General features: G+C 68.5%; 22 protein-coding genes. 7 read left to right on the plus strand and 15 right to left on the minus strand.

Annotation, left to right across the window (positions count from 1 at the left end; genetic code table 11):
- The first annotated feature begins 6 nt into the window (after positions 1 to 6).
- From rimO to FHX60_RS13795, 4 genes are all read left to right on the plus strand, one after another.
- A complete protein-coding gene (rimO, locus tag FHX60_RS13780; RefSeq protein ID WP_183283677.1) occupies positions 7 to 1356 on the plus strand; it encodes a 30S ribosomal protein S12 methylthiotransferase RimO in 1350 nt (449 codons plus the stop codon).
- A 115-nt stretch (positions 1357 to 1471) separates the two neighbouring features.
- On the plus strand, positions 1472 to 2656 hold the full coding sequence (gene bktB, locus FHX60_RS13785; RefSeq protein WP_018004476.1) for a beta-ketothiolase BktB: 1185 nt from the start codon (positions 1472 to 1474) through the stop codon (positions 2654 to 2656).
- Positions 2657 to 2664: 8 nt separating this feature from the next.
- Positions 2665 to 3309: a hypothetical protein gene (locus tag FHX60_RS13790; RefSeq protein ID WP_112777375.1), complete on the plus strand. Its 645-nt coding sequence runs from the start codon at positions 2665 to 2667 to the stop codon at positions 3307 to 3309.
- 153 nt (positions 3310 to 3462) lie between these two features.
- Positions 3463 to 4686, plus strand: a complete 1224-nt coding sequence (locus FHX60_RS13795) for a cystathionine beta-lyase (RefSeq protein WP_112777403.1) — start codon at positions 3463 to 3465, stop codon at positions 4684 to 4686.
- 13 nt (positions 4687 to 4699) lie between these two features.
- Here the strand turns inward: FHX60_RS13795 and FHX60_RS13800 are convergent, their stop codons facing one another.
- The 8 genes from FHX60_RS13800 to mfd all read right to left on the minus strand — a co-directional run bounded on the left by FHX60_RS13800 (position 4700) and on the right by mfd (position 14696).
- Positions 4700 to 4939, minus strand: a complete 240-nt coding sequence (locus FHX60_RS13800; protein ID WP_092317211.1) for a DUF2789 domain-containing protein — start codon at positions 4937 to 4939, stop codon at positions 4700 to 4702.
- Between the two features lie 104 nt (positions 4940 to 5043).
- The gene (locus FHX60_RS13805; RefSeq protein WP_183283678.1) at positions 5044 to 6693 is read right to left on the minus strand and encodes a PepSY-associated TM helix domain-containing protein; all 1650 of its coding nucleotides are present in this window, start codon (positions 6691 to 6693) and stop codon (positions 5044 to 5046) included.
- Positions 6694 to 6703: 10 nt separating this feature from the next.
- A complete protein-coding gene (locus tag FHX60_RS13810) occupies positions 6704 to 7015 on the minus strand; it encodes a hypothetical protein (RefSeq protein WP_112777377.1) in 312 nt (103 codons plus the stop codon).
- The gene (locus FHX60_RS13815; RefSeq protein ID WP_183283679.1) at positions 7012 to 7299 is read right to left on the minus strand and encodes a hypothetical protein; all 288 of its coding nucleotides are present in this window, start codon (positions 7297 to 7299) and stop codon (positions 7012 to 7014) included. Before FHX60_RS13815 ends, FHX60_RS13810 begins: the two co-directional genes overlap by 4 nt.
- A gap of 181 nt (positions 7300 to 7480) precedes the next feature.
- The gene (serB, locus tag FHX60_RS13820) at positions 7481 to 8335 is read right to left on the minus strand and encodes a phosphoserine phosphatase SerB (protein ID WP_112777379.1); all 855 of its coding nucleotides are present in this window, start codon (positions 8333 to 8335) and stop codon (positions 7481 to 7483) included.
- 99 nt (positions 8336 to 8434) lie between these two features.
- Complete coding sequence (locus tag FHX60_RS13825; RefSeq protein ID WP_183283680.1) at positions 8435 to 9802, minus strand: amidohydrolase; 1368 nt, start codon at positions 9800 to 9802, stop codon at positions 8435 to 8437.
- Between the two features lie 141 nt (positions 9803 to 9943).
- Positions 9944 to 11167, minus strand: a complete 1224-nt coding sequence (argE, locus tag FHX60_RS13830; protein ID WP_183283681.1) for an acetylornithine deacetylase — start codon at positions 11165 to 11167, stop codon at positions 9944 to 9946.
- Positions 11168 to 11246: 79 nt separating this feature from the next.
- Positions 11247 to 14696: a transcription-repair coupling factor gene (mfd, locus tag FHX60_RS13835; RefSeq protein ID WP_112777382.1), complete on the minus strand. Its 3450-nt coding sequence runs from the start codon at positions 14694 to 14696 to the stop codon at positions 11247 to 11249.
- Between the two features lie 230 nt (positions 14697 to 14926).
- Between mfd and ispD the strand changes: the two genes are divergently transcribed.
- Together ispD and ispF are read left to right on the plus strand one after the other, a co-directional pair.
- On the plus strand, positions 14927 to 15667 hold the full coding sequence (gene ispD, locus FHX60_RS13840; protein ID WP_181487107.1) for a 2-C-methyl-D-erythritol 4-phosphate cytidylyltransferase: 741 nt from the start codon (positions 14927 to 14929) through the stop codon (positions 15665 to 15667).
- Positions 15668 to 15671: 4 nt separating this feature from the next.
- A complete protein-coding gene (ispF, locus tag FHX60_RS13845; protein WP_012352652.1) occupies positions 15672 to 16181 on the plus strand; it encodes a 2-C-methyl-D-erythritol 2,4-cyclodiphosphate synthase in 510 nt (169 codons plus the stop codon).
- 2 nt (positions 16182 to 16183) lie between these two features.
- On the opposite strand, the gene FHX60_RS13850 is transcribed toward ispF, so the two are convergent.
- The 5 genes from FHX60_RS13850 to ompR form a co-directional block, all read right to left on the minus strand.
- Positions 16184 to 16756, minus strand: a complete 573-nt coding sequence (locus FHX60_RS13850; RefSeq protein WP_112777384.1) for a GNAT family N-acetyltransferase — start codon at positions 16754 to 16756, stop codon at positions 16184 to 16186.
- Positions 16757 to 16936: 180 nt separating this feature from the next.
- Complete coding sequence (locus tag FHX60_RS13855; RefSeq protein ID WP_018004462.1) at positions 16937 to 17458, minus strand: carboxymuconolactone decarboxylase family protein; 522 nt, start codon at positions 17456 to 17458, stop codon at positions 16937 to 16939.
- A gap of 105 nt (positions 17459 to 17563) precedes the next feature.
- Positions 17564 to 18112 carry a peroxiredoxin gene (locus FHX60_RS13860; protein ID WP_092317241.1) on the minus strand — a complete coding sequence of 183 codons (549 nt, stop codon included), beginning with the start codon at positions 18110 to 18112 and terminating at the stop codon, positions 17564 to 17566.
- Positions 18113 to 18430: 318 nt separating this feature from the next.
- Positions 18431 to 19780 (minus strand): ATP-binding protein, encoded by a 1350-nt coding sequence (locus FHX60_RS13865; protein ID WP_018004459.1) that lies wholly within the window; start codon positions 19778 to 19780, stop codon positions 18431 to 18433.
- Positions 19781 to 19804: 24 nt separating this feature from the next.
- Positions 19805 to 20527: an osmolarity response regulator transcription factor OmpR gene (gene ompR, locus FHX60_RS13870; RefSeq protein WP_010810107.1), complete on the minus strand. Its 723-nt coding sequence runs from the start codon at positions 20525 to 20527 to the stop codon at positions 19805 to 19807.
- A gap of 302 nt (positions 20528 to 20829) precedes the next feature.
- On the opposite strand from ompR, the gene FHX60_RS13875 reads away from it, so the two are divergent.
- Complete coding sequence (locus FHX60_RS13875; protein WP_092317244.1) at positions 20830 to 21177, plus strand: hypothetical protein; 348 nt, start codon at positions 20830 to 20832, stop codon at positions 21175 to 21177.
- Here the strand turns inward: FHX60_RS13875 and FHX60_RS13880 are convergent.
- The gene (locus tag FHX60_RS13880; RefSeq protein WP_183283682.1) at positions 21174 to 22436 is read right to left on the minus strand and encodes a Zn-dependent hydrolase; all 1263 of its coding nucleotides are present in this window, start codon (positions 22434 to 22436) and stop codon (positions 21174 to 21176) included. The two genes, FHX60_RS13875 and FHX60_RS13880, sit on opposite strands and share 4 nt — an antisense overlap.
- Positions 22437 to 22486: 50 nt before the next feature.
- Positions 22487 to 23323, minus strand: coding sequence for a presqualene diphosphate synthase HpnD (hpnD, locus tag FHX60_RS13885; RefSeq protein ID WP_092317250.1), 837 nt, complete (start codon positions 23321 to 23323; stop codon positions 22487 to 22489).
- Positions 23324 to 23516: the final 193 nt, after the last annotated feature.

A 23516-nucleotide genomic window follows, 5' to 3' on the forward strand; every position in this document is an offset into this window, starting at 1 on the left:
AGAATTATGTCTAAGACCTATAGTATAGGTATGGTATCTCTCGGGTGCCCGAAAGCGCTGGTCGACTCGGAGCAGATCATCACCCAGCTGCGCGCCGAGGGCTATGCCATCAGCGGCACCTATGACGGCGCCGACCTGGTCGTGGTCAACACCTGCGGCTTTATCGACGAGGCGGTGCAGGAAAGCCTGGACGCGATCGGCGAAGCGCTGACCGAGAACGGCAAGGTCATTGTCACCGGCTGCCTGGGCGCGAAAAAGGATGCCGCTGGCCACGACATCGTGTCGTCGGTGCATCCCAAGGTGCTGGCCGTGACCGGGCCGCACGCGCTGGGCGAGGTGATGCAGGCGGTGCACACGCACCTGCCCAAGCCGCACGACCCGTTTACCGACCTGGTGCCGGCCGCCGGCATCAAGCTCACGCCCAAGCACTACGCCTACCTGAAGATCTCCGAGGGCTGCAACCACCGCTGCTCGTTCTGCATCATCCCGTCGATGCGCGGCGACCTGGTCTCGCGCCCGGTCGCCGAGGTCATGCTCGAGGCCGAGAACCTGTTCAAGGCCGGGGTCAAGGAACTGCTGGTGATCTCGCAGGACACCAGCGCCTACGGCGTCGACGTCAAATACCGCACCGGCTTCTGGAACGGCCGCCCGCTCAAGACCCGCATGACCGAGCTGGTCGCGGCGCTGGGCGAGCTGGCCGCGCAGTACGGCGCCTGGGTGCGCCTGCATTACGTGTACCCGTACCCGCACGTCGACGAGATCATCCCGCTGATGAACAACGGCCATGTGCTGCCGTACCTGGACGTGCCGCTGCAGCACGCCCACCCGGACGTGCTCAAGCGCATGAAGCGCCCGGCCAATGCAGAGAAGACCATGGACCGCATTCGCGCGTGGCGCGAGATCTGTCCGGAACTGACCATCCGCAGCACCTTTATCGCCGGCTTCCCGGGCGAGACCGAGGCCGAGTTCCAGACGCTGCTGGATTTCATTGCCGAGGCCGAGCTGGACCGCGTTGGCTGCTTCGCGTACTCGCCGGTGGAGGGCGCCACCGCCAACGACCTGCCCGGCGCGCTGCCCGACGAAGTGCGCGAGGAACGCCGCGCCCGTTTCATGGAGGTGGCCGAGGCGGTGTCCGCCCGCCGCCTGCAGCGCAAGGTGGGCCAGACCCTGCGCGTGCTGGTCGACGAGGTCAACCAGGATGGCGGCATCGGCCGTTCGTCGGCGGATGCGCCGGAAATCGACGGCCTGGTCTATATCGCGCCGCCGCAACGGACTTCGCAACGTTTGCGCGCGGGCGAGTTTGTCGACGTGAAGATCACCGGCGCCGATGGCCACGACCTGTGGGGCGAGGCCTGAGCTAGTCCCGCCGGACGATGCAGGGCAGGGCGCCATTAGGTAAAAGTACGATCGTTCGCTTCGGCTGCGGCACCGCTATACTGTGCGGTGCAACATAACCCACATGGAGACAGTCATGACGCGTGAAGTCGTAGTAGTGAGCGGTGTCCGTACCGCGATCGGAACCTTTGGCGGCAGCCTGAAGGACGTAGCGCCGGCAGAGCTGGGCGCGCTGGTGGTGCGCGAGGCGCTGGCCCGCGCGCAGGTGTCGGGCGACGATGTCGGCCATGTGGTGTTCGGCAACGTGATCCAGACCGAGCCGCGCGACATGTACCTGGGCCGCGTCGCGGCCGTCAACGGCGGCGTGTCGGTCAACGCCCCGGCGCTGACCGTCAACCGGCTGTGCGGCTCGGGCCTGCAGGCCATCGTCAGCGCTGCACAGACCATCCTGCTGGGCGATGCCGACGTCGCCATCGGCGGCGGTGCCGAAAGCATGAGCCGCGCCCCATACCTGGCCCCGGCGGCACGCTGGGGCGCGCGCATGGGCGATGCCGGCCTGGTCGACATGATGCTGGGTGCGCTGCACGACCCGTTCCACCGCATCCACATGGGTGTGACCGCCGAGAACGTCGCCAAGGAATACGAGATCTCGCGCGCGCAGCAAGACGAAGCCGCGCTGGAATCGCACCGCCGCGCGTCCGCCGCGATCAAGGCCGGCTACTTCAAGGACCAGATCGTCCCGGTGGTGACCAAGGGCCGCAAGGGCGAGGTCACCTTCGACACCGACGAGCATGTGCGCCATGACGCCACCATGGACGACATGACCAAGCTCAAGCCGGTCTTCGTCAAGGAAAACGGCACCGTCACCGCCGGCAATGCCTCGGGCCTGAACGACGCCGCCGCCGCGGTGGTGATGATGGAGCGCGCCGAGGCCGAGCGCCGCGGCCTGAAGCCGCTGGCGCGCCTGGTGTCGTACGGCCATGCCGGCGTCGACCCCAAGACCATGGGCATCGGCCCGGTGCCGGCGACCAAGATCGCGCTCGAGCGTGCCGGCCTGCAGGTGTCGGACCTGGACGTGATCGAAGCCAACGAGGCCTTTGCCGCGCAGGCCTGCGCGGTCAGCAAGGCGCTCGGCCTGGACCCGGCCAAGGTCAATCCGAACGGATCGGGCATCTCGCTGGGCCACCCGATCGGCGCCACCGGCGCGCTGATCACGGTGAAGGCGCTGCATGAGTTGAACCGCGTGCAGGGCCGCTACGCACTGGTGACGATGTGCATCGGCGGCGGACAGGGCATTGCCGCCATCTTCGAACGGATCTGAGGTTTGCCTTGCGCGTGGCCCGGCTGACCCGACTTTGCACGACCCTTGGTGCCGCCGCCGTGCTCGCCCTGGCGGGCGCGGCGCAGGCTGGGCCGGCCGCCGAGCTGTCGACTGGTGCGGTGAACGGCGCGGTGAACGCCGCCGCCGCTGGCGCTGAAGCGCTGGGCCTGAACCAGGCCATCCGCGACGGCGAGGCCCGCCGCGGCGCCAGCGGCGCGGCGCTGTCGACCGGCACCGCCAGGCCGCTGGCACCGCGGCCGGAGTACGCGTCGCTGCCGGTCTATGTCGGCAAGGTCGGCGACCAGCCGGTGCGCCTGCGCCTGGGCCCCAAGCCCGACGAGCGCGACAGCGTGCGCGGCGAGTACAGCGGCCGTGGCGCCGGCGTGCGGCTACTGGCCGGCGAGTGGGAGGACGGCGCCTTCCTGATGGAGGAATCCGACGACGGCACCCGGGTGTCCGGCAACTGGGAAGGCACCATCGACGCCAGCGGCGCCGTGCGCGGCACCTGGACCGATGCCTTCAACCCGGCCATCGTGCTCCCATTCTTCATCCGCCCGCTCGGCATGCTGGTGATTCCACCGTTCGACATGACGCCCAACAGCGGCGTCACCTACGCGCCGCCGCCGCCGAAATCGTCGATTTCGGGCTGGTAAGACCCTGGTAGGCCTTTTCCGGCGCCACGCGCTGAAGCATCCCGGTGGCGCGGGCGGCATTTGCTGGTAAGCTCGGAGGCTCATCGCGTCTCATGCCTGGCCGTGCCGCACGCCACGTTCGGCGGCCGGCCGGCAGCCAGCAAGGAAACCGCCGTGTCCGATTCAACGTCCGACCAGCCCGCATCCCCCGCCCATTACCTGCAGACCGTCGCGGTCCAGCCCGAGCTGGACATCGCCCCCGGCTTTGCCTCGTTCTCCCCGGCCACGCACCGCGGCTCGACCGTGGTGTTCCGCAACCTCGCCGAACTGCGCGCGCATGGCGACGGCGCCACCACCTACTGGCGCTACGGCCTGCATGCCACGCCGACCAGCGAGGCGCTGTGCCAGCACCTGGCGCTGCTCGAGGGCGCGCGCCACACGCTGCTGCAGCCGTCGGGCCTGGCGGCGATCTCGCTGGTGTATTTCGCGCTGCTCAAGAGCGGCGATGACGTGCTGGTGCCGCATAACGTCTACGGCCCCAACCGCGACCACGGCGAGTGGCTGGCGCGCGACTTCGGCGTGACCGTGCGCTACTACGACCCCATGGACGCCGCCGCGGTGCCTGCGCTGATCCAGCCCAACACGCGGCTGATCTGGATGGAGTCGCCGGGCTCGGTGACGATGGAGGTGCCCGACTGCGGCGCCATCGTCGCCGCGGCGCGCGCGCGCGGCGTGCTGACCGCGATCGACAATACCTGGTCGGCCGGCGTCTACTTGCGCCCGTTCGAATTAGGCATCGACATCTCGGTGCAGGCGCTGACCAAGTACCAGTCCGGCGGCAGCGACGTGCTGATGGGCGCGGTACTGACCTGCGACGACGCCCTGCACGGCCGGCTCAGGCGCGCCCGCATGCTGATGGGCTGGGGCGTGTCCGCCGACGACTGCCACCTGGTGCTGCGCGCGCTGCCGAGCCTGCCGGTGCGGCTGGCCGCCCATGACCGCGCCGCGCGCGAGGTGGCCGAATGGCTGCGCCAGCGGCCGGAGGTGGCGCGCGTGCTGCATCCCGCGCTGCCGGATTGTCCCGGCCACGCCAACTGGCGCCGTGAATTCACCGGCGCCAGCGGGCTGTTCGCCATCGTGCTGCGCGAGCGCTATACGCGCCAGCAGGTCGATGCCTTCGTCGAGGCCCTGCAGCTGTTCGCCATCGGCTGGTCGTGGGGCGGCGCGCACAGCCTGGCGGTGCCGTACCACGTGCAGGGCATGCGCCCGGCGGGCACCTGGCCGCCGGCCGGCTGGCACGATACCGGCGAGCTGGTGCGGCTGTATATCGGCCTGGAAGACACGCGCGACCTGATCGCCGACCTGCGCCAGGCGATCGAGGCCACGTTGGCCGCCTGATCGGCCGGCAAGCTCAGGCTGGCTGTCTCAGTGCCAGGTTGAGCTGGTCGACGACTTCGGCCCAGTCGGCGTCGTCGAGCAGCTCGTCGCGCAGCAGGGCGGCCTGGGCGGGCGTCCAGAACGGGGCTTCGGCCAGTTCGAGGGTATCGGGCAGCGGCGCGTGCTTGCCGATGAAGGCGCGGATGCTGGCTTCGTCCGACGCCAGGCCGAGCTGGTCGAACAGTTCTGAAAACTGGTGGAAAGTCGGTTCCATGATGGTCGGGCTCCCGGTGGTTGGCCTCTGCTAGTGTAGGGCAGCCCCGACAACAAAAAACGGACGCCGCGGCGTCCGTTTTTTTATGGTGCCGGCGATGCGCCTCAGCGCGTCTCGGTGCCGGACATCGCCTTGGCCCCGGCGGCAGCGCTGGCAGCCGGTTGCGCCAGCCCCGCCCGCGGCATGGCCCAGACCGATTCCGCCGGTCCGCTGCGGGCACGGCGCGCGGTGGCGCGGGCGAGCGCGACAAAGCCCGCGGCCAGTGCGATCGCGCCGAGGTCGAAACCGGCGATGATCCAGTGCCCGCTGGGAATGCTGTGCAGCAGGTGGTCGCCGGTCAGGATCGCGTTCGACAGCGGCACCGTCAGCGCGGCCAGCGCGGCGGCATAGAGCAGCTCCACCGCCGCGCGCACCGGCGGGCGCAGCAGCGCCCAGGCGCAGGCCAGGCCGAACACGGTGAAATAGGTCTGGCTGACGGCGCGTTCGGGCCACAGCAGCGCCGCCGGGAAGCACAGCGCCACGCCGATGCAGCAGCCGATGCACACGCCCACGGTGGCCTGCGCCAGCAGGCGATGCACGCGCGGCTGCTCGGCCTGGCGCAGCTTGCGCCGCGACTCGATCCACAGCAGGTTGCCCGAATAGAACAGGAAAGCCCCGGCCAGCCCGGCCAGCAGGTAGACCAGCCGCACCGGCAGTTCGCCGAAGGTGCCGAAATGCAGCGCGTACAGCGCGCTGTAGAGCCCGTGGTTGCTGTCGCGCGCGCCGGCGGTCTGGTTGGCCGTCAGCTGGCCGGCGTTGGGTTCGCCGCTGGCGGCGTGGATGCCGACCGAGCCCAGGTTGCCGAGCGCCCGCGTGCTGGTGCCGCGCACTTCGACCACGGCGTTGGCGTCGCCGTAGCGCTGGAAGCGGAACGATTCCGGCGTGAAACGCTCGCCGCCGTGTTCGCGCGCGATCTGCATCAGCGTCGCGGTGGGCAGCGTCGGCACCGCGCGCCCTGCAGCGGCAACTTCCGGCACCGCGGTGGTGGCGGTCGGCACCGCTTCGAACAGGCGGCCGTTGAAGGTCAGCGTGTTGAACACCATCATCAGCACCAGCGACAGGCAGAACAGCGCGCCGGTAATGGCGAAGACCAGGTGGAAGGGCAGGCTGAACAGTCCCAGCACGTTGTGGGTGTCCATCCAGAAACGCTTGAGGTTGCGCCCGGGACGCACCGCGAACAGGTCTTTCTTCAGCCGCGGCAGGTGCAGCAGCACGCCGGACACCAGCGCCAGCCCGTACAGCACCGAGATCGCGCCCATGAAATAGATGCCGCCGACCGGGATGCCGAGCGAATAGTGCAGGCTGTTCAGGAACGCCGACAGCTCTCCCATGACGTGGTCGCGCGAGGTGTCGCGCTGCATCGCGGCGTTGCCGGCCAGGCGCGCGTCGGTGGTCATCTGCCACTCGCCGGCCTTGTCCTGCCAGTAGGCCGAGATATTCGGCTCGCCCTCCGAGGGCATGATCACGTAGGCACTGGCCGCGGCTTCGGGGTGGATCGCGACCAGCTTCTGCATGAAGCGGTCGACCGCGGCCGGGTCGGCCTTCGCCTCGACCGGCGCGCTGCCCTTGAGCCGCGCGGGCGACTGCCAGACATGCAGTTCGTGGTGGAAGACGGTGATGGCCCCGGCAAAGAAGGCGATAAACAGTGCCCAGCCGGCCATCAGGCCGACCCAGGTATGCAGCGTCTGGTACAGGCGCAGGGTTGCGGTTTTCATGATGGCAGTCTCAGGGAGTGGGCAGCGCGGCCAGTGCGGCCGGCGCCAGGCCGGCCAGGCGCAACGCCCAGAGCGCGCCGAAGCCGAGCAGGTTGGCGCCGCCCAGCCACAGCCACGCGCTGCGGCTGGAACGGAACAGCAGGCTGGCGCTGATGATCGCAACCCACACCGGCAGGCAGGCCGTCACCGCCGCGACGATGCCGGTTTGCCAGCCGCCCGGCAGGGCCAGGATCGCCAGCGTGCACAGCACCAGCGCCAGCGGCAGGCCGAGCAGTGCGCCGGCCAGCCACTTGGTGCCCATTCCGGATGCGTCCGCGCTCATGCCCGCTGCTCCCGTTCGCCGTGGCGCCTGCGCGCGGCATAGGTGCCGATGAACGGCCACACCGACAACGCGCACGGCACCGTGACCAGGCTGGCGGCAATCGCGACCGGCCAGCCATCGGTCAGGCTCCACAGCCAGGTGCTGGCGCAGGTCAGCGCCAGCCCCAGCCAGCCGGTCAGCCGCGGCCGGGAGAGGGTACCTGGCGGCAGCAACACCTGGTTGGGCGCGGCCAGGTACAGGCACGCGGCCGCAGCCAGGCCAAGAAGGACGGCCAGAACTTGCATGGGGCAATGTCAGATCAACGAAACATTAATAATAATGATTCGCATTTGTCCGCGCAAGCGCAGGTCGATGGTGCGCGACCCGCGAGGACTTCACTGCACCCGAAAAGGTACGCGCGGCGACGGCGCGCGAGCAGCGTCCGCGCGCGGCGGACGCTTCAGAAGGCGAGGCGCCTGGCGGGAATCAGTGCGGGAACAGCGCCAGCAGGCCGTCAAGCCCGACGTGGTTGAATGCGACGCTGGCCTGCGCGCGTACCACCGGCTTGGCGCGGAACGCCACCGACAGTCCGGCCACGGCCATCATCTTCAGGTCGTTCGAGCCATCGCCCATGACGATGGCCTGGTCTGGCGTGGCGCCGATCTGGGCGCAGATTTCCTGCACGGTGCGGGCCTTGACGTCGGCGTTGACGATCTCGCCGACGACATTGCCGGTCAGTTTGCCGTCGACGATCTCGAGCGTGTTGGCGCGGGTGAAGTCAAGCTGCAGGCGCGGCTTGAGCTGGTCGGTAAAGTGCACGAAGCCCCCGGAAACCAGCAGCGTCTTCAGGCCCAGCGCGCGCACCGTCTCCAGCATGCGCTCGGCGCCCGGCGACAGCCGCAGGCGCTCGGCATAGACACGCTCCAGCACGGCGGCGTCCAGCCCCTTGAGCAGCGCTACGCGGCGGCGCAGGCTTTCGTTGAAATCGGTGATCTCGCCGCGCATGGCGGCTTCAGTGATGGCGGAGACCTCGGCCTTGAGGCCGCAGAAGTCGGCGATCTCGTCGATGCACTCGATCGTGATCAGGGTCGAGTCCATGTCCATCGCCACCAGGCGGAAGTCGGACAGTTTGCGCCCGGCCGGTACCACCGCCCAGTCGATCGCGCGCGGGCCGCAGAAGTCGTCGAGCGCGTCGCGCAGCGCCGGCGTCAGCGGCGCGCAGTCCTCGGCCACGGCCACGGTGTCGCTGCGCGGCACCAGTGCGCTGGCGCGCGCCAGGGTGCGGGCGGTGTCGAGGTCGGCGGGGACAAGCGGGGCGAGGCTCTGCAGGATCAGGGGCATGACGGGCGAAAATCGGGCGCTTGCGCGGTCGTCGGCAAGGCGGGGGGCTGCTACGCGGCAAAAGCGCTATTGTAGCCCCCCGCGGCGCCCCCGGGCGAATCAGCGCTGCGCCATCACCATGTAGTCGACGGTCAGGCTGGACAGCGCGCGCACGCCGTTGATCAGCGCCGGCTCATCCACATAGAACTCCGGCGAGTGATTCGATGGCGCCTTGGTCACGTCCTGCCCCCTGGGCGTCACCCCGAGATTGAAGAACAAGCCCGGCACCTTCTCCTGGTAGAACGAAAAATCCTCGGAGGCAGTGGCCTTGGGCGTGATCATCCAGTTGCCGTCGCCGGCCACGCGCTGCAGCGTGGGCGCCATCTTCTCGGTCAGCGCCGGCTGATTGATGGTGGCGTTGTACAGCTCGACCACGCGGAAATTCGCCTCGGCCCCGGCGCTGGACGCAATCGCCTCGGTGGTGCGTTTCATGCGGGCATGGATATCCTTCTTCATGCCTTCGTCATAGGTGCGGATGGTGCCCATCATCTCGACCTTTTCCGGCACGATGTTCATGCGGTTGCCGCCGTGGAAGGTGCCCACGGTGATCACCGACGGTTCCAGCATGGCGTTGACCTGGCGGCTCTGGATGGTCTGCAGGCCCATCACGATCTGAGACGCCACCACGATCGGGTCGATCCCGCCCCACGGCCGCGCGCCGTGCGTCTGGCGGCCCTTGACGTCGATCCAGAACTGGTCGGCCGCCGCCATCGAGGCACCGCTGCGCCAGCCCAGCTTGCCCGATTCGATGCCGCTGGTCACATGCAGGCCGAAGATGGCGTCGACCTTGGGGTTGTCTAGCACGCCCTCCGCCACCATCTGCTTGGCGCCCCACATGTTCGAGCCATTGGGCTCGAAATCGGCCGGGCTTTCCTCGGCCGGCTGGAAGATGAACTTGACCGAGCCCGGCAGCTGGTCCTTCATGCCGGCCAGCACCTCGGCCGTGGCCATCAGGATCGCCACATGCGTGTCATGGCCGCAGGCGTGCATCACATCGACTTCCTTGCCCAGGTACTGGCCCTTGGCCTTCGACGCGAACGGCACGTCGACGCGCTCCTTCACCGGCAGCGCGTCCATGTCGGCGCGCAGCGCCACCACCGGGCCGGGCTTGCCGCCCTTGAGCACGCCGACCACGCCGGTCTTGGCCACGCCGGTCTTCACCTCCATGCCCAGCTTGCGCAGGTGCTCCGCCACCAGCTTCGCCGTGCGGGTCTCGTAGTTGCCCAGCTCCGGATGCTGGTGGATATCGCGGCGCCAGGCGATGAGTTGTTTCTCGACGGCCTTGGCGCGGGTTTCGATCTGGGCGTGCAGGGCTTCGGCGCCTTGCGTCTGGGCCTGCGCGGTGTTGCAGAGCAGGCCGGTGGCGAGCGCCAGGGTAGCGAGGGCAAAGCGGGTGGTGGAACAGGATGCGGTGCGACGTGCGGCCATGCAGGATCTCCTTCGTTGTTGTTGGTTTGGTGCGGGCGGAGTGAGGGCGCGCGGCAAGTGCAACGCGCCGGGAAAAGCGGAGTATTTTCTCCCCTCTCCCGCAAGCGGGAGAGGGGAGCAGAGCTCTGGCATGCTCGGCAGTCAGCTCACGCGCAGACTATCCACCACCTTATGCAAGAACGCCTCGCAAGCCGCCAGCTGCTCCAGCGCGACAAACTCGTCCGGCTTGTGCGCCTGCTGGATATCGCCGGGCCCGCATACCACCGCCGGAATGCCGGCGCGCTGGAACAGCCCGGCCTCGGTGCCGTAGGCCACCTTGCTGGTGTCGCGGTCCGCGGTCAGCGCGCGCACCAGTTGCGTGATGGCTTCCTGCTCGGCCACGTCGAGCGACGGCGCGGCGGCGATCTTGCTCAGCGTCAGGTCGGCATCGGCATGTTCGGCGCGCATCTTCGGCAGCAGCACGTCATTGGCATAGGCCTGGATGCGCGCGTAGATCGCTTCCGGATCGACGCCCGGCAGGTTGCGGAACTCGAACACGAACTCGCACAGCGCCGGGATCGTGTTGAGCGCAATGCCGCCCTGGATGGTGCCGGTCTGCGCGGTGGTGTAGGGCACGTCGAAGGCCTGGTCGTAGGGGCCGTTGGCCTTGAACTCGTCGGCGATGTCGCGGATGAAGCAGATCAGCCGCGCCGCGTATTCGATGGCATTGACGCCGCGCGGCGTCAGCGACGAATGCGCGGCCTGCCCGCGCACGCAGCAGCGGTAGGCGTTGATGCCCTTGTGCGCGACGATCACGCGCATGCTGGTGGGTTCGCCGACGATGCAGCCGCCGGGAGTCACGCCGCGCTCGCGCAATTCGGCCAGCAGGTAGGGCGCGCCCATGCAGCCGATTTCTTCGTCGAACGACAGCGCGTAGTGCACCGGCTCGCGCAGCCGGGCGTCGAGGATGGCCGGCAGCAGCGACAGGCTGGTGCCGATAAAGCCTTTCATGTCGCAGGTGCCGCGGCCGTACAGCTTGCCGTCGCGCACCACCGGCTTGAACGGGTCGGTGGTCCAGGCCTGGCCGTCTACCGGCACCACGTCGGTGTGGCCCGACAGCACGATGCCGCCGTTGGTGGCGCCGTTGGCCGCGGGCACGGTGACGAACAGGTTGGCCTTGTCCCGTTGCGGGTTGTAGCTCAGATGCGGCTTCAACCCCTTGGCCAGGAAATGGTCGCGCACCGACTCGATCAGGCCCAGGTTGGAATTGCGGCTGGTGGTGTCGTAGGCGACCAGCCGCTGGGTCCATTCCAGCGCGCTGCCGCGCGCGGCGGTTTCAGGGACGGGCTGGCGGGAAGATCCGGCTGGGGCGGCTTGGGTCGGCATGGGGCGATATCGCTAACTTGTTAAGGAATCGATGCTACACCCGGCCGCGCGCCGCGTCCATGCGGGATCGGCGCCGGCGCTACGCCAGTTGCCGCAGCGTATGCTTGATGGTCTGCGCGCGCACCGCCACGTCAGGCATCTTGGCCTCGATGCGCAGCTTGTCCTGACCCGCCAGCTTGATATGGCGGTTCTTCTGCACCAGGTCGATGATGCGCATGGCATCGATCGGCGGGTTGGGCACGAACTGCACGCTGATGGTGGCTTCGCCGGCGTCGATCTTGCGCACGCCCAGCGGCGCCGCGGCGATGCGCAGCCGGTGGGTTTCGACCAGCGCCTGCGCCTGCGCCGGCAGCCGGCCGAAGCGGTCGACCAGTTCTTCCTGGATGTCGTCGACGCGCTCCGGGGTCTCGCAGTTGGCCAGCCGCTTGTACAGCGACAGGCGCTCGTGCACGTCGGCGCAATAGTCGTTGGGCAGCAGCGCCGGCGTGCCCAGGTTGATCTCGGTGGTGGCGGCCAGCGGCGCCATCAGGTCGGGCTCCTTGCCGGCCTTCAGTGCCTTGACCGCGTGGTTGAGCATGTCGGTGTAGAGCTGGAAGCCGATCTCGTGGATCTCGCCCGACTGCTTGTCGCCCAGCACCTCGCCGGCGCCGCGGATTTCCAGGTCGTGCATGGCCAGGTAGAAGCCCGAGCCCAGTTCCTCCATCTGCTGGATCGCCTCGAGCCGGCGCTGCGCCTGCTTGGTCAGGCCGTCGACATCATGCACCAGCAGGTAGGCATAGGCCTGGTGGTGCGAACGCCCGACGCGGCCGCGCAGCTGGTGCAGCTGCGCCAGCCCGAACTTGTCGGCGCGGTGGATCAGGATGGTGTTGGCGGTCGGCACGTCGATGCCGGTCTCGATGATGGTGGTGCACAGCAGGATATTGTCGCGGCGCGAGACGAAGTCGCGCATCACGCGTTCCAGCTCGCGCTCGTGCATCTGGCCGTGCGCGACCGCGATGCGCGCCTCGGGCACCAGCTCGGCAAGCCGGGCGCGCTTGTTCTCGATGGTCTCGACCTCGTTGTGCAGGAAGTAGACCTGGCCGCCGCGCTTGAGCTCGCGCAGGATGGCCTCGCGGATCACGCCGTCTTCCTCGCGTCGCACGAAGGTCTTGATCGCCAGCCGCTTCTGCGGCGCGGTGGCGATCACCGAGAAATCGCGCAGCCCTTCCAGCGCCATGCCCAGCGTGCGCGGAATCGGCGTGGCGGTCAGCGTGAGCACGTCGACCTCGGCGCGCAGCGACTTCAGCGCCTCCTTCTGGCGCACCCCGAAGCGGTGTTCCTCGTCGATGATGACCAGGCCCAGGCGCTGGAATTTCACCTGGTCGGACAGGATCTTGTGGGTGCCGATGACGATGTCGACGCTGCCCTCGTTGATCTGCCTGATGGCCGCGTCGATCTCCTTCTTGGTCTTGAAGCGCGACAGCTCGACGATGCGCACCGGCCATTCGGCGAAGCGGTCTGACAGCGTCTGGAAATGCTGCTCGGCCAGCAGCGTGGTCGGCGCCAGCATCGCCACCTGCTTGCCGCCGAGCACGGCGACAAAGGCCGCGCGCAGCGCGACCTCGGTCTTGCCGAAGCCGACGTCGCCGCACACCAGCCGGTCCATCGGCTTGCCCGAGGTCATGTCGGCGATCACCGCGGCGATCGCGGCGGCCTGGTCCGGGGTTTCCTCGAAGCCGAAGCTCTCGGCGAAGGTCTCGTAGTCCTTGGGCGAGAGCGGGAAGGCGAAGCCTTCGCGCGCGGCGCGGCGCGCGTACAGGTTGAGCAGTTCGGCGGCGGTGTCGCGGATCTGCTGCGCGGCCTTGCGCTTGGCCTTGTCCCACTGGCCGGAGCCCAGGTGGTGCAGCGGCGCGGTATCGGGATCGGCGCCGGAATAGCGCGAGATCACGTGCAACTGGTGCACCGGCACGTAGAGCTTGCTGCCCTTGTCGTAGTCCAGGTGCAGGAATTCCTCGTCGCCCTGGCCCATGTCGAGCGTCACCAGGCCCTGGTAGCGGCCGATGCCGTGCTCGCTGTGCACCACCGGATCGCCGATCTTCAGCTCGGCCAGGTCGCGCACCATCGAGTCGACGGCCGAGGCCTGCTCCTGCTTGCGGCGGCCGGTGCGGCGCGCGGTGCCGGCGTACAGCTCGGCTTCGGTGACAAAGGCCAGGTGCGCCTGCGGCAGCGCGAAGCCGCTCTGCAGCGGCGCCACCGCGATCGAGAAATGCGCGTCGCCGGCGAGGAACGCGGCAAAGTCTTCGACCGGATGCGGGCGCAGGCCGCTTTCGGCAAAGAGCTGCAGCAGCGTCTCGCGCCGGCCGGCGGAGTCGGCGCACATCAGCACGCGGGTCTGCTTGTCGAGCAGCAGCGACTCCAGGTTGACCAGCGGGTCCTCGGCGCGGCGGTTGACCGCGACGTCGGGCAGGATCGCCGAGAACGCCGGCTGGTCCGCGCCGGCTTCAACCTGCAGCACCAGCCGCGCCATCGGCTTGGCCGCGACGAAGAACTGCTCCTCGGACAGGAACAGGTCCGCCGGCGGCAGCAGCGGGCGCTCGCGGTCGTGGCGCATGAAGTTGTAGCGCTGCGTGGTGTCGGCCCAGAAGCGGCGGATGGCCTCGTCGATATTGCCGGCGAATACCAGCTGGGTGTCGGCGGGCAGGTAGTCGAACACGGTCGCGCTGTGCTCGAAGAACAGCGGCAGGTAATACTCGATGCCGGCCGACGGCACGCCGTTGCCGATGTCCTTGTAGATCGGCGACTTGGTCGGGTCGCCTTCGAACAGCTCGCGCCAGCGGCCGCGGAAGGCGGTGCGTGCGGCTTCGTCGAGCGGGAACTCGCGCCCGGGCAGCAGCCGCACTTCCTTGACCGGATACAGGCTGCGCTGCGTGTCCGGATCGAAGGCGCGGATGGTCTCGATCTCGTCGCCGAACAGGTCGATCCGGTACGGCAGCGCCGAGCCCATCGGGTACAGGTCGATCAGCCCGCCCCGCACGCTGTATTCGCCGGGCCGCATCACCGCGCTGACATGCTCGTAGCCCGCCAGCGTGAACTGCGCCTTGAGCGCGGCCTCGTCGAGCCGCTCGCCCTGCTTGAAGAAGAAGGTGTAGGCGGCCAGGAAGGCCGGCGGTGCCAGCCGGTACAGCGCGGTGGTGGCGGGCACCAGCATCACGTCGCACTGGCCGCTCTGGATGTCGTGCAGCGTCGCCAGCCGTTCGGAGACCAGGTCCTGGTGCGGCGAGAAGCTGTCATAGGGCAGGGTTTCCCAGTCGGGCAGCAGGCGCACGCGCAGCTCCGGCGCAAACCATGGGATTTCCTCGGCCAGGCGCTGCGCGTCGACGGCATGCGAGCACACCACCGCCAGCATCGGCGCGCGCTCGCGGTGCTGGCGCGCGTACGCGGCCACCGCCAGCGCATCGGCCGAGCCGCGCAAGCCAGCCACGCTGTGGCGCAGCCCCGGCTTGACCAGCGGCAGGTTGACAAAGGGAAAGGCGGGCGTGGCGTCAGGCATGTCGGCAGGGGGCGTTCAAAACGACGACGCCCCGCCGGCATTGCGGGCGGGGGTCGGAACAGGGGACTTCAGGTGCCGGTGGCGCCAGCCGGATACGCAGACGCGGCATGGCGACGGGCAAGGGCCGTATTATAGAATGCGCACCGGTTGTCCCGCTGCCGCCCGCTTGCCAGAGCATTTGCTTCGCGATTGGCCGGCAGCCCGCGCTTCTTTCACTCCTCGCCGATCCTGTGTCCGCTCGCCGCTTTGCCCTGATTCCCTGTGCCGGTACCGGCAGCCGCGCCGGCGGCACCGTGCCCAAGCAATACCAGACCGTGGCCGGCCGGCCGATGATCTGGTACGCGCTGGCGGCGTTCTCGGCGTGCGACGCCATCAACGCCACCGCGCTGGTGCTGGCGCCCGACGACATGCCGCTGGAATCGCGCTTCGGCGCGGCCGCGTTTGCCGGGCTGCGCTTCGATACCGCATTTGTCGGTGGCGACAGCCGCCATGCGTCGGTGCTGGCCGGCCTGCACCACCTGGCGCAGCTGGGCGCGACCGACGCCGACTGGGTGCTGGTGCACGATGCCGCGCGCCCGGGGCTGACCCCGGCGATGATCCACGCGCTGGTGCGCGCGGTGGAAAGCGACGGCGACGACGATCCGGACGCCGCCATCGGCGGCATCCTCGCGGTGCCGGTGCCCGATACGCTGAAGCGGGCCCAGGACGATGCCCGCATCGGCGCCACGGTGCCGCGCGAAGGGCTGTGGCAGGCGCAGACGCCGCAGATGTTCCGCCTGGGCGTGCTGCGCCAGGCGCTGCAGGACGCCCTGGCGGCCGGCGCGGTAGTGACCGACGAGGCCAGCGCGATCGAGCGCCTGGGCCTGCATCCGCGGCTGGTCAACGGCTCGCTGCGCAATTTCAAGGTGACTTACCCGGAGGACTTCGCGCTGGCCGAAGTGCTGCTGGGCAACCACGCCAAAGGAGCATGACCGCATGATGCCTTTCGATATCCGGGTGGGACAGGGCTATGACGTCCACGCGCTGGTGCCCGGCCGCAAGCTGATCCTGGGCGGGGTCGAGATCCCGCACGACCGTGGCCTGCTGGGCCATTCCGATGCCGATGCGCTGCTGCACGCGGTCACCGACGCGCTCTTCGGCGCGGCCGCGCTGGGCGATATCGGCCGCCATTTCCCCGACACCGACGCGCAGTTCGCCGGCGCCGACAGCCGCGCGCTGCTGCGCGAGGCGGCGCGCCGCGTGCGCGAGGCCGGCTATGAGATCGGCAATGTCGATGCCACGGTGATCGCGCAGGCGCCCAAGCTGGCGCCCCATATCGGCGCCATGGTGGCCAACCTGGCCGAAGACCTGGCGATCGCGCGCGGGCGCTGCAACGTCAAGGCCAAGACCAACGAAAAGCTGGGCTTCGAAGGGCGCCAGGAAGGAATCGTGGCGCAGGCCGCGGTGTTGCTCTGGCGTGCCTCGGTGGCGGACGCGCAGGACTGAACTCAGGGGCGCGGCGCGTCGGGCGCCGTGTCTTCGGGCGGGATGGCGTAGGTGTAGTCGATCAGTCGCGCCATCGCGCCGCTGCGTGCGCCGGCCTCGGTGCGCTTGGCGAATCCCATCTGCTGGCACAGCCGGTTGGCCGACGCCATTTCGGGCATGGTGCGCACCACCAGCGTCGACGCGCCGATGTCGCGCGCGCGCTGAATGCAGATCTGCATCAGCGTGCGCCCCAGCCCCAGGCCGCGCGCCTGCGGGCTGACCGACAGCAGCCGTGCTTCGGGCTGGGTCAGGGTGATGGTGCTGCCGTCCAGAGCCGGCAGTGTCGCGCCCGGGTGGCAGAACAGCACCGCGCCCATGATGCCGTGATCGGTCTCCGCCACCCACCATTCCATGTCCGGGTGGCTGGTCGCCAGCACGGCCTGCATGCCGCGCTGGAACGAGGCGCGGCAATCTTCCATGATGGCCAGCTCGTATTGCCCGTAGGCCTGTTGCGTGACGGCGGCGATATCGCCCCAGTCATGCACCGCCGCCAGGCGGTAATGGAAGCGGGGGGAAGTCGGCGAAGGCAGGGTCATGGCAGGCTGAAAGTGCGGTTCCTGCCTGGATTGTAGGCGGATCGCAGCGCCCGCGCAGGATGCGGCCATGACGGTTGCAGGATGGGAACAGCCGGCAAGTTCCGATGGGAAGCTGCCGGCTGTTGTGCTACGGCGCCCGTTGCCGGGCCGCCAGGGAGGGCGCGGGGGCGCGCAGATGCCTTACTGGGCCGCGATCACGTTGGCGGCGGCCACGATCACCGCGGCAATGCGGCCGACGTCGCGCAGCTGCTGCGCGGTCATGCCCTGTTCGTTCTTCAGCAGCTGGTAATGCGACTTCACGCAGAAGTGGCACTTGCCCACGATCGATGCGGCCAGCGCGTACATCTCGAAGCGGCGCTTGTCCACGCCGCCATGGGTAGCGTAGGCGTTCATGCGCAGCCCGGCCGGCTGGGTGGCCAGGTCCGGATCGTCGGCCATCTCGACATACGGGTACCAGGTGTTGTTCATGCCCATCAGCGCGGCCGCGGTCAGCGCGCCGTTGGTTTCCTCGGGCGACAGCACGCCGGCATTGCGGATGGCGTCCACCAGCACCTTGCTCTGCGCCGCGAATGCCGCCGCCAGCGCCACGCCGACCGCATCGTTACCTTCCAGCGAGGAGCGGGCGATGGTGCCGTCCACGTTCAGGCGGATGTCCTTGGCGTAGTCGGGGATGAGGTTCTTAATCGTGCTGAGGAATTCCATTTATTTCTCCTATCGATCGAGGCTCAAAAAACCCGCGCAAGCGGGTTTCGATGCGGAGGGCGGGGCCCTCCGCGGATCGCCACGGCGTCTGGCGACGGTCAGAAATTACAGCGTGGCGCCACCAACGGCACGGTTGCACGGGCACAGCTCGTCGGTCTGCAGGCCGTCCAGGATACGCAGGACTTCGTCCGGGTTGCGGCCGACGTTCAGGTTGTTCACCGAAACGTGCTGGATCGTGTTTTCCGGGTCGACGATAAAGGTCGCGCGCAGGGCCACGCCGGCGGCGTGGTCACGCACGCCCAGCTGGTCGATCAGCGAACCGGTCACGTCGGCGAATTGCCACTGGTTCAGCTTGTTCAGGTCCTTGTGTTCGCGGCGCCATGCCAGCTTGACGAACTCGTTGTCGGTCGAGCCGCCCAGCACGATCGCGTCGCGGTCGGCGAAGTCGCCGTTCAGCTTGGCGAAGGCCACGATTTCGGTCGGGCACACGAAGGTGAAGTCCTTCGGGTAGAAGTAGATGATCTTCCACTTGCCTTCGAACGACTTCTCAGTGATGTCTTCGAAAGCCGACTGGCCGTTCTCTTCGTGATTGTTGAAACCCGGCTTGACACCGACGACGTGGAACGCTTCGAGCTTGTCACCAACGGTCTTCATAGACTTCTCCTGATACGGTTGCAATGAGAGCGGTGCCGCTGCCGCGTGTCCCGGCGTGGGACCGGTGATACGGCTGCTGCGGCGGCGTACCGCGACAAAACGTGATTATGCGTCATCATCCGGGCCGGGGCTAATTGATATTCTCAAACGGCCCGATAGGCAAAGGCGTGGCAAAGGCATGGCCACGCAGGGAAAAGCTTGTGGCGCTTGGCTGCGCCAGGCGCCGCCGATGCGATGGGCCAGTATGCCATGTGCGATGACACCACATATGGCAAGTTGGTGACGACCGCGGGGAAATCAAGCCGCTTGCAGCGCCGCTCACGCGCGCCGGAAGCACGCGCTGACCACCAGCCCCGTGGCCGGCGCGGCGCGGTTGGCCAGCAGCAGCCGGCCGCCGTTGCGCTGCATGATGCGATTGACGATGGACATGCCCAGCCCGGCGCCCTTGGCCTCGCTGCGCGCGGCGTCGAGCCGGTAGAACGGCCGTGTCAGCAGCGACAGCTGGCCGTCGGGCACGCCGTTGCCGTGGTCGGCCACGGTCAGCACCGCTTCCTTGTCGTCCACGCGCGTGGAGATTTCCACCACGGCCATGCCGGTCTGCTCGTCCTTGGCATAGCGGCGCGCGTTCTCGACCAGGTTGTCGAGAATGCGCTGCACTTCCATGCGGTTGGCCACCGCCATCACCGGCTCGTTGGCGCGCACATGCACGCGCACGTCGTCGTGCGCGGCATAGACCCCGACCGCGTCGTGCACCAGTGCCGACAGGTCGACCGGCTCGACGGTTTCAAGCGGCGGGCGCGCGTAGTTGAGGAACTGGCCGATGATGGCGTCCATCTGCTCGATGTCAGCGATCATGGCGTCGCGCGTGGTGCCGTCCATCGGCGACATCTCGGTTTCCAGCCGCAGCCGCGTCAGCGGCGTGCGCAGGTCATGCGAGATGCCGGCCAGCATCACCACGCGGTCGTCGTCGAGCTGGCGCAGGTCGCGCACCATCTGGTTGAAGCTGTGGTTGGCCAGCGCCACTTCGCTGGCGCCATGCTCGGGCAGCGGCGGCGGGTCGCCGCCGGCGCCGATGGCGCGCGCGGCATTGGCCAGCCGCTTGAGCGGGTAGTTGACGCGCGCGGTGATAAAGGCCGCGCCGATGATCGACAGCAGCAGCGCGGCGATACTCCACCACAGCCACTGGATGCCGGGCACGCGCTCGAAGCGTTCCGGGCTGATCGCGACCCAGTAGTCGTCGCCCTCGATCTCGAAGCTGACCCACACGCCGGGAATGTCGTTGACGGTGGTGGCGAGCACGGTGTCCTCGCCCAGGCGGCTGCGGATCTCCTGCTGCACTAGCGAGGTCAGGAACGGATTGGCGGTGGGCGCGGCGAAATCGTCGTCCTTCTCGCGCGGATAGACCTTGATGCCTTCGTTCTGCACCAGGTCCAGCAGCAGGAAGCGGCGCCGCGCGGGGTCGGAATACAGCAGCGCGGCGCGCGTCAGCTTGACCACGCTGACTACCTGCATGGCGATCTGCTGCGCGCGCGGGGCGCGTTCGAACAGCCGGTAGCTCTGGAACCAGATTCCCAGCGAGATGGCCAGCAGCAGGGCGATCAGCATGAAGGTCCGCCAGAACAGCGAACCAAAGAACCGCGTTGCGGTACGGCCGATTACGGTCGCCACGATAGGAACAGCGGCCGCAATCGGTTATTTCACGCCATCGGGAATGAAGACGTAGCCCAGGCCCCACACCGTCTGGATGAAACGGGGGTTGCTGGGATCCGGCTCGATCAGCTTGCGCAGGCGCGAGATCTGCACGTCCAGGCTGCGGTCGAACACTTCGTATTCGCGGCCGCGCGCCATTTCCATCAGCTTCTCGCGCGACAGCGGCTGGCGCGGATGGCGCGCGAACACCTTCAGCACCGAGAACTCGCCGGTGGTCAGCGTGATTTCCTCGTCGTTCTTGGTCAGCGTGCGCGTGGCCAGGTTCAGCACGAAGTCGCCGAAGGCGAAGGTCTCGGGCGTTTCGGACGGGGCGCCGGGTACTTCGGCCGGGCCCTTGCGGCGCAGCACCGCGTGGATGCGCGCGATCAGCTCGCGCGGGTTGAACGGCTTGGGCAGGTAATCGTCGGCGCCCATCTCCAGGCCGACGATGCGGTCCACGTCCTCGCCCTTGGCGGTGAGCATGATGATCGGGGTCTGGTCGTTGGCGCCGCGCAGCCGGCGGCAGATCGACAGGCCGTCTTCGCCAGGCATCATCAGGTCCAGCACCAGCAGGTCGAAACGCTCGCGCAGCCAGAGCTTGTTCATCGCGGTGGCGTTCTCCGCCACCAGCACGGTAAAACCCTGTTCGCCCAGATAGCGGCGCAGCAGATCGCGCAGACGCGGGTCATCGTCGACGACAAGAATCTTGTGGCTGGTATTTTCCATGGCGGTATCTTAGCGACTATCGCTTTCGCTCAAAATGGCTTAACAAAACGTTACATACTTTACCCCGTGGTATGGCAGTGTGCATCAATCGTGCGATTACACTGCGCAATCCGTCCATTTCGGCGCCGTGCGCGGCAGTTTTCCACGCATTTGCGCCGGACGATCCACGGCTTCCGCCAGCCCGTCCAGCGCCCGCTGGCGCAATGCTTGCAGAGGGCGCGGTGCCGGGCGGGGTACCGGAATTCCCGGCTTCAGGGCAGTCCAACCACTGCCTTTTCAAGAAGCCAAGACCGCCATTATCAATGAAAGTGAACCGAACCCGGCACGGGCATCCGCAGCATGGTATCGCCGGCGCATGCCTTGCGCTGGCGCTGGCCGTGCTGGCGCTGTGCATGCCGGGCGGGACGGCGCTGGCGCAATCGGCGGGTATGGCCAACTTGCTCAAGCGCTATCCGTCGGCACAGGCGAGCGATCCGGGCAACAGCCAGCGCGAAGCGCGCGCCCGTGCCGAGCGCCATCGCGCCGAGCAGCGCGAAGCCGAGCGCCGGCGCGGCGAAGAACGCGGCGGCTCGCGGCTGTCGCCGGACGAACGCCGCCGGCTGCGCAAGAACCTCTACGACTTCGGGCGCGACATCTACCAGGGCGGCTAGCCGCGCGGCTGGAAGTGGCGCAGGAAATCCACGAAGACTTCCGCGGCCAGCTGCGCATCCGCGGTGGTGATGGTTTCCAGCGGGTTGTGGCTGATGCCGCCGTTGCCGCAGCGCACGAACAGCATCGCCACGTCGGTGACCTGCTGCATCATCATGGCGTCATGGCCGGCCCCGGACGGCAGCTCGAACGCCTGCAGCCCGCGCTTCTTCAGCACCGCCCCGAACTGATCCATCAGCCAGCGCGCGCACGGCGCGTTGTTGACCGGCGGCACGCGCTCTACCTGCGCGCTCAGGCCGCGGCGTTCGGCAATCTGCGCGATGCCGGCGACGATGTCGGCGATGGCGGCCTCGCGGATGGCATCCTCGCCGGCGCGAATGTCCATCGAGAAGGTGCAGGCCGCGGGGATGACATTGCTCGAGCCGTCTGGCACCTGCAGCTGGCCCACGGTGCCGACCAGCGTCGGCGCCGCCGCGCAGCGCTGCTCCACCAGCAGGACCATCTCGGCCGCGCCCGCGGCGGCGTCGCGGCGCATGCCCATCGGCGTGGTGCCGGCGTGGCTGGCGAGGCCTTCCACGCGCACCGAGAAACGGCTGCTGCCGGCAATCTGCGTGACCACGCCCAGCGGCAGCTCGTGGTGCAGCAGCACCGGACCCTGCTCGATATGCACTTCGACAAAGCCCAGCAGCGACGCCGGATCGAGCGCCGCGTCGCGCAGCGCCTGCAGCTCGCCGGCGCCGGGCAGGCCGGATGCGGCCAGCGCCTCGCGCAAGGTGATGCCGTCGGCGTCCTGGCGTTCGAGCAGCGCCGCGTCGAAGCGGCCGGCCAGCACGCTGCTGGCCAGGAAACTGGTCTTGAAGCGCAGTCCTTCCTCTTCGGCGAAGGCCACCACGTCGACGTGATAGGGCAGGCGGATGCCGGCCTGGTTGAGCGCGCCGATCACGGCGATCGGCAGCAGGATGCCAAGCCGGCCGTCATAGCGGCCGCCATTGCGCACGGTGTCGAAGTGCGAGCCGGTCAGCAGCACGCGCGCGTCGCCGGCCGCGGGATCGGCGGCGTAGCGGCCGATGACATTGCCGATGGCATCGGTGCGCACCTGCATGCCGGCGGCTTCCATCCACTGCGCCAGCAGCGCCTGCGCGGCGCGGTGGGCGGGCGTCAGGTAGGCGCAGGTCAGGCCGCCCTCCATGTCGGAGAAACGGGCGAGTTCGTCGGCATGGGCGAGGATGGTGTCGCCGAGGGAGGCGGAGGTCTGCGTCATGGCGGTACGGCTTGGGGCAGGTGGTCGGAAAAGGCGGAGCGGTCGGCGCGCTAGCTGTTGCGCACCCAGGTTTTCCAGGCGATCCACAGCTTGCGCAGCGGCGTCAGCGCGATGCGCTGGTTCAGCACCTGGAACTGGCTGGCTTCGAGTTCGTCGAGCAGGGCGTGGTAGATCGCGCCCATCAGCAGGCCGGCGCGCTGGGCGCGGCGGTCCTGCCGCGGCAGCAGCGCCAGCGCCTCATGGTACAGCGCGCGGGCCCGGCCGGCGTGGTATTGCATCAGCGCGACAAAGCGAGCGGAATGCTCGCCCTTGAGGATCTCGGAAGCCGGCACCTGGAATTGCTGCAGCGTATTGACCGGCAGGTAGATGCGCCCGCGCCGCGCGTCCTCGCCGACATCGCGCAGGATATTGACCAGCTGCAGCGACTGGCCCAGCTTTTCGGCAAACACCAGCGTCTGCGGATCGGTGTAGCCGAACAGGCGCGCGCTGAGCGTGCCGACCACGCCGGCCACGCAGTGGCAGTAGCGCGCCAGGCCAGCCTCGTCCAGGTAGCGGGTCTGGGTCAGGTCCATTTCCATGCCCTCCAGCACCTCGGCCATCTCGGCCTGGCTCAGGCCGGCGCTGGCGACATGCGGCTGCAGAGCCTGGGTGGTGGGGTGGGTCGGCGCGCCGTCGAACAGGCGGCGCAGCTCGGCGCGCCACCAGTCGAGCTGCTGGTGCGCCAGGCCGGCGTCATGGGTGTCGTCGACCACGTCGTCGACTTCGCGGCACCAGGCGTACAGCGCGGTGATGGCGCGGCGCCGCTCGGCCGGCAGGAACAGGAAGCTGTAATAGAAGCTCGAGCCGCTCTGGGCGACTTTCTCTTGGCAATACTGATCGGGCGTCACGCCGGTCTCGGGTCGAAGAAAGGTGGAAACCGCGGGGAAACCGCGGTAAATCGCAGATAAGCGGGGTACCGGGCCGGTGGGGGCGGCCGCTTTGCAGTGCGGCAGCGGTGCGCCAGCGGCGCGCCGGATTGTAGCATCGCGGCCGGGCCGGCCCGGGCGCGTCCGGCGCGGTTCGCCGCCCCCGAGCGCCGCT

The sequence above is a fragment of the Cupriavidus alkaliphilus genome (genome assembly GCF_014191175.1).
Classification (GTDB): domain Bacteria; phylum Pseudomonadota; class Gammaproteobacteria; order Burkholderiales; family Burkholderiaceae; genus Cupriavidus; species Cupriavidus alkaliphilus.